This window comes from Bradyrhizobium erythrophlei (assembly GCF_042430365.1).
Taxonomy (GTDB): domain Bacteria; phylum Pseudomonadota; class Alphaproteobacteria; order Rhizobiales; family Xanthobacteraceae; genus Bradyrhizobium; species Bradyrhizobium erythrophlei.
Window position 1 is genome coordinate 38555 of record NZ_JBHMET010000010.1, and the last position, 9654, is coordinate 48208.

Consider the following 9654-nt stretch of genomic DNA (forward strand, 5'->3'; position numbering starts at 1 on the left):
CATGGCAGTCAGCGCCAACAAACTCGAACTGCTGCAGATCGCAGACGCAGTTGCGCGCGAAAAGTCGATCGACCGCTCCATCGTGATCGCGGCGATGGAAGACGCCATCGCCAAGGCCGCTCGCGCCCGCTACGGCAGCGAGACCGACGTCCACGCCGAGATCGACGCCAAGAAGGGCGAGCTTCGCCTGTCGCGCCACATGCTGGTGGTCGATGTCGTCGAGAACGCCTCGAACCAGATTTCGCTGGCGGACGCGCAGCGCGCCAATCCGGGGGCCCAGGTCGGCGACACCATCGCCGACACCCTGCCGCCGCTGGAATACGGCCGCATCGCCGCGCAATCCGCCAAGCAGGTGATCGTGCAGAAGGTGCGCGAGGCCGAGCGCGACCGGCAGTACCAGGAATTCAAGGACCGCATCGGCGACATCGTCAACGGCGTCGTCAAGCGCGTCGAATATGGCAGCGTGATTGTCGACCTCGGCCGCGGCGAGGCCATTGTGCGCCGCGACGAGATGCTGCCGCGCGAGGTGTTCCGCAACGGCGACCGCGTCCGCGCCTACATCTTCGACGTCCGCCGCGAGACCCGCGGCCCGCAGATCTTCCTCTCCCGCACCCATCCGCAGTTCATGGCGAAGCTGTTCGCGCAGGAAGTGCCGGAAATCTACGACGGCATCGTCGAGATCAAGGCGGTCGCCCGCGATCCGGGCTCGCGCGCCAAGATCGGCGTGATCTCGCGCGACTCCTCGGTTGATCCGGTCGGCGCCTGCGTCGGCATGCGCGGCTCGCGCGTGCAGGCCGTGGTCAACGAGCTGCAGGGCGAGAAGATCGACATCATCCCGTGGTCGCCCGATATCGCGACCTTCGTCGTCAACGCGCTCGCGCCGGCCGAAGTCGCCAAGGTCGTGATCGACGAGGACCGCGAGCGCATCGAGGTCGTGGTTCCCGACACCAACAACCAGCTCTCGTTGGCGATCGGCCGCCGCGGCCAGAACGTGCGCCTCGCCTCGCAGCTCACCGGCTGGGATATCGACATCCTGACCGAGCAGGAGGAGTCGGAGCGCCGTCAGGCCGACTTCGAGAATTCGACCCGCGTGTTCATGGAAGCGCTGAATGTCGACGAGGTGGTCGGCCAGCTGCTCGCCTCCGAAGGCTTCACCTCGGTCGAGGAACTCGCGCTGGTCGACGTCAAGGAACTCGCCGGCATCGAGGGCTTCGACGAGGAGACCGCCAACGAGTTGCAGACCCGCGCCCGCGAATATCTGGAGCGGCTCGAGGCCGAGCTGGAGGCCAAGCGCAAGGAACTCGGCGTCGACGACGCCATGACGACGGTTCCCGGCATGACCTCGAAGATGCTGGTGAAGCTCGGCGAGAACGACGTGAAGACCGTCGAAGACCTCGCCGGCTGCGCCACCGACGATCTGGTCGGCTGGACCGAGCGCAAGGACGGCGGCGAGCCGACCAAGCATGCCGGCTTCCTCGACGGCATCGAGATCTCGCGCGACGACGCCGAGGCCATGATCATGCAGGCCCGCCTCAAGGCCGGCTGGATCACCGAGGCCGACCTCGCCAAGCCGGCGGCCGAGGCTGAGGCCGCCGAAGAACAGACGGCGTAAGGAGATGGCCACCGGATGCTCGCTCAGGCTGACCCCGACCTCGACGATGGGCCGCGGAAATCCGCGACCTCGCGGATGTGCGCGGTCAGCCGCGAGGTGCGTCCGATCGACGAGCTGATCCGGTTCGTCGTCGCGCCTTCGGGCGAGGTGATTCCCGACATCAAGCGTAAGCTGCCCGGCCGCGGAATGTGGGTTTCCGCGTCGCGCCGAAGCGTTGCGGAAGCCGTCCGCCGTCACCAATTTAGCAAGGGATTCAAGCGCGATGTCCGTGTCGCGCCGACCCTCCCCTCCGATACCGAGGCTTTGCTGGTGCGCAGCGCGATCGAGGCGCTGGCGATGGCTGCCAAGGCCGGCCAGGTCGTCTCAGGCTTCGGCAAGGTCGAGGACGCGCTCAAGGGGGGCGAATTCACGGCCCTGATCCACGCCACCGACGGTGCGGCGGACGGAATCCGCAAATTGGACGCGATCCTGCGCCAAAGGGACCAAAAACGTGGTGAATCCCCGGTAATCGCCGTCGTCAATGTTTTGACGTCGGCAGAATTGGATTTGGCACTTGGGCGGTCAAATGTGATACATGCTGCGCTGCTCGCGGGCCCGGCGAGCAAGACGTTCCTGTCGCGCTGCCAGATGCTGGTCCGATACCGGATGGCCGACGCCGACAAGACCGCCGAAGCGGCCAGAAATTCCAGAGCATGACCCGGGAAGGCGGATACCGCCTTTCCGACAGGATCACGCTCAACAAAAGACGACGTTGAAGGATTTGTGCGGGGACGCACAGCGAAACGAGATTAGGACTGCTGAATGGTTGATACCAAAACCCCTGGCGACAAGACTCTGAGTGTTCCGACCAAGACCTTGACGCTCAAGCCGCGCGTCGAGACGGGCACCGTGCGCCAGAGCTTCAGCCATGGCCGGACCAAGCAGGTCGTGGTCGAGAAGCGCGGCAAGCGCCGCATCGGCGGCGACGGCCCCACCGAGACCCATGCGCCGGAACCGGCGGCCGCCAAGCCGGCCGCACCCGCCCCCAAGCCGCCGCTCGGCCGCCCCGGTGGCCCGGCAGGCCAGCCCCAGCGCAACGCCGGATCGGGCGTCGTGCTGCGCAGCCTGACCGAGGACGAACGCTCTGCGCGCGCCAGCGCGCTTGCCGACGCCCGGCAGCGCGACATCGAGGAGCGCCGCCAGGCCGAAGAGGAAGCCAAGCGCCGCGCCAGCCGCGAGGCGATCGAGAAGGCGGAACGCGAGGCCGCGGAAGCCCGCCGCAAGGCCGAGGAAGAGCGCCATCGCCACGAAGAGGAGGCCAAGCGCAAGGCCGAGGTCGAGGCCAAGCGCCGCTTTGGCGAAGCCGAGGCGAAGCCGGGAGCACCGGCGGCCCCTGCGGCAAAACCTGCAACCACGTCTGCACCGGCCCGGACCACGACAGCAACGCCCGCGCGCACCCCGGCCTCCGCGCCGAGGCCGCCGGCGGTTGCCGCCGAGGCGGACGAAGATGAAGGTCCGCGTCTGGTGCGTCGTCCCGGCGGCGCCGTGCGTCCCGCGGCCGCGCCGAAGACCACCCACAAGCCCGGCCCGCAGAAGCAGCGCGGACGCCTCACCGTCGTCACCGCGCTCAACGCCGACGACGTGCGCGAGCGTTCGATCGCCTCGTTCCGCCGCCGCACCCAGCGCCTGAAGGGTCATTCGGCAAACGAACAGAAGGAAAAGCTGATTCGCGAAGTCACGATCCCGGAAGCGATCACGATCCAGGAACTCGCCAACCGCATGTCGGAACGCGCGGTCGACGTCATCCGCATGCTGATGAAGCAGGGCGCGATGCACAAGATCACCGACGTGATCGACGCCGATACCGCGCAACTGATCGCCGAAGAGCTCGGCCACACCGTCAAGCGTGTCGCCGCCTCCGACGTTGAAGAGGGCCTGTTCGACGTTGTCGACGATTCCACCGACACCGAGCCGCGCTCGCCAGTGGTCACCGTCATGGGCCACGTCGACCACGGCAAGACCTCGCTGCTCGACGCGCTGCGCCACGCCAACGTGGTGTCAGGCGAAGCCGGTGGCATCACCCAGCATATCGGCGCCTACCAGGTGCTCTCGCCGGAAACCGGCACCAAGATCACCTTCATCGATACGCCCGGCCACGCCGCCTTCACGGCGATGCGTGCGCGCGGCGCCAAGGTCACCGACATCGTGGTGCTGGTGGTCGCGGCCGACGACGGCGTGATGCCGCAGACGGTCGAGGCGATCAATCACGCCAAGGCGGCCAAGGTGCCGATGATCGTGGCGATCAACAAGATCGACAAGCCCGATGCGAGGCCGGAGCGCGTGCGCACCGAACTGCTGCAGCATGAGGTGCAGGTCGAGTCGCTCGGCGGCGACGTTGTCGACGTCGAGGTCTCGGCCAAGAACAAGACCAATCTCGACAAGCTGCTCGAGATGATCGCGCTGCAGGCCGAAATCCTCGACCTGAAGACCAATTCGCAGCGTCCGGCGGAAGGCACCGTGATCGAGGCCAAGCTCGATCGCGGCCGTGGTCCGGTCGCGACCGTGCTGGTCCAGCGCGGCACGCTGCGCGTCGGCGACATCATCGTGGCCGGCGCCGAGATGGGCCGCGTCCGCGCGCTGATCTCCGATCAGGGCGAGAACCTGGACGAGGCCGGCCCGTCCGTGCCGGTCGAAGTGCTCGGCTTCAACGGCCCGCCGGAAGCCGGCGACCGCCTCGCCGTGGTCGAGAACGAAGCCCGCGCCCGCCAGGTCACGAGCTACCGTGCGCACCAGAAGCGCGAGAACGCTGCCGCCTCGATCTCGGGCATGCGTGGCTCGCTCGAGCAGATGATGTCGCAGCTCAAGACTGCGGGCCGCAAGGAATTCCCGCTGATCGTGAAGGCCGACGTGCAGGGCTCGCTGGAAGCGATCCTGGGCTCGCTGGAGAAGCTCGGCACCGACGAAGTCGCCGCGCGCATCTTGCATGCAGGCGTCGGCGGCATCTCCGAATCCGACGTCACGCTCGCGGAAGGCTTCAATGCCGCGATCATCGGCTTCTCCGTCCGCGCCAACAAGGAAGCGGCGGCCGCAGCCAAGCGCAACGGCATCGAGATCCGCTACTACAACATCATCTACGATCTCGTGGATGACATCAAAAAGGCGATGTCCGGCCTGCTCGCGCCCACGCTGCGCGAAACCATGCTGGGCAACGCGCAGATCCTGGAAGTGTTCAACATTTCCAAGGTCGGCAAGGTCGCGGGCTGCCGCGTCACCGACGGGACCGTGGAGCGCGGCGCCAATGTTCGCCTGATCCGCGACAACGTCGTGGTGCACGAGGGCAAGCTCTCGACGCTGAAGCGCTTCAAGGATGAAGTGAAGGAAGTGGTCGCCGGCCAGGAGTGCGGCATGGCGTTCGAGAACTACGGCGACATGCGTGTCGGCGACGTGATCGAGTGCTATCGCATCGAGACGATCCAGCGCTCTCTGTAAGTCCAAGTCTTACGAGCGCCTGGGTTCTTTTGACTGAAAATGCCACGGCGTAGCCGGACCTGGTCCGGCCGCCCGCGCATTGTCTGAATTGAAAAGCTAGGACATTGATGCCCGTGGCTTGGTCCGCGGGCGCGACGGTTTTGGAAGAAGAACATGCCCCGTCAGAAGAAGAGTTCCACACCAGGTGGCTCGCAACGTCAGCTGCGCGTCGGCGAAACGGTTCGCCATGCGGTTGCCGATATTCTGTCGCACGGTGACGTGCACGATCCCGATCTCGAAGGCCACATCATCACCGTTCCCGAGGTGCGTATGTCGCCGGACCTGAAGCTCGCCACGATCTACGTGATGCCGCTCGGTGGACGCGACACCGACGTCGTGATCGCAGCGCTCGAGCGCAACAAGAAATTCCTGCGCGGCGAGATCGCGCACCGCGTTAACCTGAAATTTGCACCTGACATTCGCTTCCGCGTCGATGAGCGATTCGACGAAGCGGAACGTATCGAGAAATTACTGCGAACACCTGCGGTGCAAAGAGACCTCACACCCGAATCGGACGACGAGTGATGATTGTGACGACGACGAACGGCGTGATCGACGCGCAGAATGCCGACGCGCGCGACGCTGACGCGAATATTTTTTCAGAGAAGCGCAGCGACGAGGCGCGGCGCGTCAACAACGATCCGCGCCAGAAGCAGGGAAAGCAGAATCAGCAGCCGCGCCGCGACAAGCGCGACGTGCACGGCTGGGTCGTGCTCGACAAGCCGATCGGCATGACTTCGACGCACGCGGTCGCCGTGCTCAAGCGCCTGTTCCAGGCCAAGCGGGCCGGCCATGCGGGCACGCTCGATCCGCTCGCCTCCGGGGGCTTGCCGATCGCGCTCGGCGAGGCCACCAAGACCGTCCCGTTCGTGATGGACGGCCGCAAACGCTACCGCTTCACGGTCTCATGGGGCGAGGAGCGCGACACCGACGACACCGAGGGGCGGGTGGTGAAAACCAGCGAAGCCAGGCCAACGGCCGATTCGATCCGCGAACTCCTGCCCCGCTTCACGGGAACAATCGAGCAGGTCCCGCCGCAATATTCGGCGATCAAGGTCCAGGGCGAGCGCGCCTATGATCTGGCGCGTGACGGCGAGACCGTGGAGCTGAAGCCCCGCCCGGTCGAGATTCACGAATTAATCCTTGTAGAACATGGAGATAACGGCCAGTCCGTGTTCGAGGCCGAGTGCGGCAAGGGAACCTATGTGCGGGCGCTGGCCCGCGATATGGGCCGGATTTTGGGCTGTTTCGGCCATATCAGCGCGCTCAGGCGGACCATTGTCGGTCCGTTTACCGAGCGGGACATGATTCCGCTGGAACAGTTGGAGGCTTTATGCAATAGAGCCGCGTCTGGCGAGGGCAGCCTCGCCGACGCGCTTTTGCCCGTTGAGACCGCGCTGGACGACATCCCGGCACTGGCCGTCACACGGGCTGATGCGGCAAGGCTCCATCGGGGCCAAGCCGTTTTGTTGCGCGGACGGGATGCGCCCAATAGTAGCGGCACAGTCTATGTCACGGTGGCAGGCCGACTTCTCGCGCTTGCCGAAATTGGCAATGGCGAACTCATCCCCAAGCGCGTTTTCAACCTGAGCGGACTGACTGCCAGTCCGACTCGCAACAATGGAAGCAATTGACGATGTCGATTACCGCGCAACGCAAAGCGGAAGTCATCAAGACGAATGCCACCAAAGCCGGCGACACCGGCTCGCCCGAGGTCCAGGTCGCGATCCTGTCGGAACGCATCAACAACCTCACCGAGCACTTCAAGTCCCACGTGAAGGACAATCATTCACGCCGCGGCCTCCTGAAGCTCGTGTCGACGCGCCGTTCCCTTCTCGACTACATCAAGAGGAAGGACGAGGCGCGTTACAAGGCACTGCTCGAGAAGCACAACATCCGTCGTTGATATCGGAAGTACGCGCGCGGTTCGCGCGCGTTTTCGCATGATCTTCCGGGATCGATCCGGACTTTCGAATTGTCGAAAGACGATCATGCGCACTGCATGGCGAACAGGCCATGCGCAAGAGCGTCCAGCAGCAATCCGGCCGCTGGACGGGGCAAGATGCCCAGATGACCGAAAGGATGGACGCCATCCGAAATTCAAAGACCATGGCAGGATCGCCGGATACTGACCGCCCGATTGCGTCAGTGGCCAGCCGTCTTGCGCATGGTCTTTGCCTTTTGCGGCGCCGTGCTTTCGCGAAACCATGAAAGAAGACCGAAATGTTCAATACTCATTCCGTCGAGATCGACTGGGGTGGACGTCCCCTCAAGCTTGAAACCGGCAAGATCGCGCGCCAGGCCGACGGCGCCGTGCTGGCAACCTATGGCGAGACAGTGGTGCTCGCCACCGTCGTTGCGGCGAAGGCGCCGCGCGAAGGCGTCGACTTCCTGCCGCTCACCGTCGACTACCAGGAGAAGGCCTATGCCGCGGGCCGCATCCCCGGCGGCTATTTCAAGCGCGAAGGACGCCCGACCGAAAAGGAGACGCTGGTCTCCCGCCTGATCGACCGCCCGATCCGTCCGCTGTTCGTCGACGGCTGGCGCAACGAGACCCAGGTGATCATCACCACCCTGTCGCACGACATGGAGAACGATCCGGACATTCTGGCGATGGTTGCGGCCTCCGCCGCGCTGACGCTGTCCGGCGTGCCGTTCAAGGGCCCGATCGGCGCTGCCCGCGTCGGGTTCGCCAATGACGAATACGTGCTCAACCCGACGCTGGACGAGATGACCGAGACCCAGCTCGACCTCGTCGTCGCCGGCACCGCCGACGCCGTGCTGATGGTGGAATCGGAAGCGAAAGAGCTCAACGAAGACGTGATGCTCGGCGCGGTCATGTTCGGCCACCGCCACTTCCAGCCGGTCATCAACGCGATCATCGAGCTCGCCGAGAAGGCCGCGAAGGAGCCGCGCGAAGTCACGCCGATCGACAATTCGGAGATCGAGAAGGAAATGCTCGCGCTCGCCGAGCAGGACCTGCGCAAGGCCTATGCGATCCCGGTCAAGCAGGAACGCTACGCCGCCGTCGGCGCCGTCAAGGAGAAGGTGCTGGCGCACTTCTTCCCGGAAGGGCAGGAGCCGAAATTCGACAAGCTGCGCGTCGCCGACGTGTTCAAGGAGCTCGAGGCCAAGATCGTCCGCTGGAACATCCTCGACACCGGCAAGCGCATCGACGGCCGCGACGTCAAGACCGTACGCAACATCGTCGCGGAAGCCGGCGTGCTGCCGCGCGCCCACGGCTCGGCGCTGTTCACCCGCGGTGAGACCCAGGCGATGGTCGTGACCACGCTCGGCACCGGCGAGGACGAGCAGTATGTCGACGCGCTGTCGGGGACGTACAAGGAGACGTTCCTGCTGCACTACAACTTCCCGCCCTACTCGGTCGGTGAAACCGGTCGCCTCGGCGGCACCAAGCGCCGCGAGATCGGCCACGGCAAGCTCGCCTGGCGCGCGATCCATCCGGTGCTGCCGCCGCACCACGAGTTCCCGTACACGATCCGCGTGGTCTCCGAGATCACCGAATCGAACGGCTCGTCGTCGATGGCCTCGGTCTGCGGCGCCTCGCTGGCGCTGATGGACGCCGGCGTGCCGCTGAAGCGGCCGACCGCGGGTATTGCGATGGGCCTGATCCTCGAGGACAAGCGCTTCGCGGTGCTGTCGGACATCCTCGGCGACGAGGATCATCTCGGCGACATGGACTTCAAGGTCGCCGGCACCGACCAGGGCATCACCTCGCTGCAGATGGACATCAAGATCGAGGGCATCACCGAGGAGATCATGAAGGTTGCGCTTGGCCAGGCCAAGGAAGGGCGCATCCACATTCTCGGCGAGATGGCCAAGGCCCTGACCGCGGCGCGCGCCGAGCTCGGCGAATACGCGCCGCGCATCGAGACCTTCAAGATCGCCACCGACAAGATCCGCGAAGTGATCGGCACCGGCGGCAAGGTGATCCGCGAGATCGTCGAGAAGACCGGCGCCAAGGTCAACATCGAGGACGACGGCACCGTGAAGGTCGCCTCCAACGACGGCGAGGCAATGAAGGCCGCGATCAAGTGGATCAAGTCGATCGCTTCCGATCCGGAAGTCGGCCAGATCTACGACGGCACGGTCGTCAAGGTGATGGAGTTCGGCGCCTTCGTGAACTTCTTCGGCGCCAAGGACGGTCTCGTCCACATCAGCCAGCTCGCCGCCAGCCGCGTGCAGAAGACCTCCGACGTCGTCAAGGAAGGCGACAAGGTCAAGGTCAAGCTGCTCGGCTTCGACGACCGCGGCAAGACCCGCCTGTCGATGAAGGCGGTCGATCAGCAGACCGGCGAGGACCTCGAAGCCAAGCAGAAGCCCGACGCGCCGGCCCCACGCGAGGCCGCCGGCGAGTAAGGCGCGCTTGCGCAGCGAACAAGAGGGCGGCCTTTTCGGCCGCCTTTTTATTTCTGCCTGCCTGTTTCTTCGTTTCTTCCAGCGCTAGCTAATCTTCTAGCAGTCTGCTGAAAAACCCAGAAATTGAAGCATTGCTGTGTGTTTGGGCAGGTGGT

7 protein-coding genes are annotated in these 9654 nt (G+C 65.1%); all 7 read left to right on the plus strand.

Annotation, left to right across the window (positions count from 1 at the left end; genetic code table 11):
- The first annotated feature begins 1 nt into the window (after position 1).
- The 7 genes from nusA (at position 2) to pnp (ending at position 9499) form a co-directional block, all read left to right on the plus strand.
- Positions 2-1612, plus strand: coding sequence for a transcription termination factor NusA (gene nusA, locus ACFFWD_RS01300; protein WP_376960640.1), 1611 nt, complete (start codon positions 2-4; stop codon positions 1610-1612).
- Between the two features lie 15 nt (positions 1613-1627).
- The gene (locus tag ACFFWD_RS01305) at positions 1628-2308 is read left to right on the plus strand and encodes an RNA-binding protein (RefSeq protein ID WP_376960642.1); all 681 of its coding nucleotides are present in this window, start codon (positions 1628-1630) and stop codon (positions 2306-2308) included.
- A 105-nt stretch (positions 2309-2413) separates the two neighbouring features.
- A complete protein-coding gene (gene infB / locus ACFFWD_RS01310) occupies positions 2414-5080 on the plus strand; it encodes a translation initiation factor IF-2 (protein WP_376960644.1) in 2667 nt (888 codons plus the stop codon).
- A 153-nt stretch (positions 5081-5233) separates the two neighbouring features.
- Positions 5234-5644 (plus strand): 30S ribosome-binding factor RbfA, encoded by a 411-nt coding sequence (rbfA, locus tag ACFFWD_RS01315; RefSeq protein ID WP_376960646.1) that lies wholly within the window; start codon positions 5234-5236, stop codon positions 5642-5644.
- On the plus strand, positions 5644-6753 hold the full coding sequence (gene truB / locus ACFFWD_RS01320) for a tRNA pseudouridine(55) synthase TruB (protein ID WP_376960647.1): 1110 nt from the start codon (positions 5644-5646) through the stop codon (positions 6751-6753). The genes rbfA and truB overlap by 1 nt, the downstream gene beginning before the upstream one ends.
- Positions 6754-6755: 2 nt before the next feature.
- Positions 6756-7025: a 30S ribosomal protein S15 gene (rpsO, locus tag ACFFWD_RS01325; RefSeq protein ID WP_066504937.1), complete on the plus strand. Its 270-nt coding sequence runs from the start codon at positions 6756-6758 to the stop codon at positions 7023-7025.
- 317 nt (positions 7026-7342) lie between these two features.
- Positions 7343-9499: a polyribonucleotide nucleotidyltransferase gene (gene pnp, locus ACFFWD_RS01330; protein ID WP_376960650.1), complete on the plus strand. Its 2157-nt coding sequence runs from the start codon at positions 7343-7345 to the stop codon at positions 9497-9499.
- Positions 9500-9654: the final 155 nt, after the last annotated feature.

Excerpts from the sequence above, each read along its gene's own strand:
- truB (WP_376960647.1), top strand. The coding sequence starts at position 5,644 with ATGATTGTGACGACGACGAACGGCGTGATCGACGCGCAGAATGCCGAC.
- rpsO (WP_066504937.1), top strand. The coding sequence starts at position 6,756 with ATGTCGATTACCGCGCAACGCAAAGCGGAAGTCATCAAGACGAATGCC.
- ACFFWD_RS01305 (WP_376960642.1), top strand. The coding sequence starts at position 1,628 with ATGCTCGCTCAGGCTGACCCCGACCTCGACGATGGGCCGCGGAAATCC.
- rbfA (WP_376960646.1), top strand. The coding sequence starts at position 5,234 with ATGCCCCGTCAGAAGAAGAGTTCCACACCAGGTGGCTCGCAACGTCAG.
- infB (WP_376960644.1), top strand. The coding sequence starts at position 2,414 with ATGGTTGATACCAAAACCCCTGGCGACAAGACTCTGAGTGTTCCGACC.
- nusA (WP_376960640.1), top strand. The coding sequence starts at position 2 with ATGGCAGTCAGCGCCAACAAACTCGAACTGCTGCAGATCGCAGACGCA.
- pnp (WP_376960650.1), top strand. The coding sequence starts at position 7,343 with ATGTTCAATACTCATTCCGTCGAGATCGACTGGGGTGGACGTCCCCTC.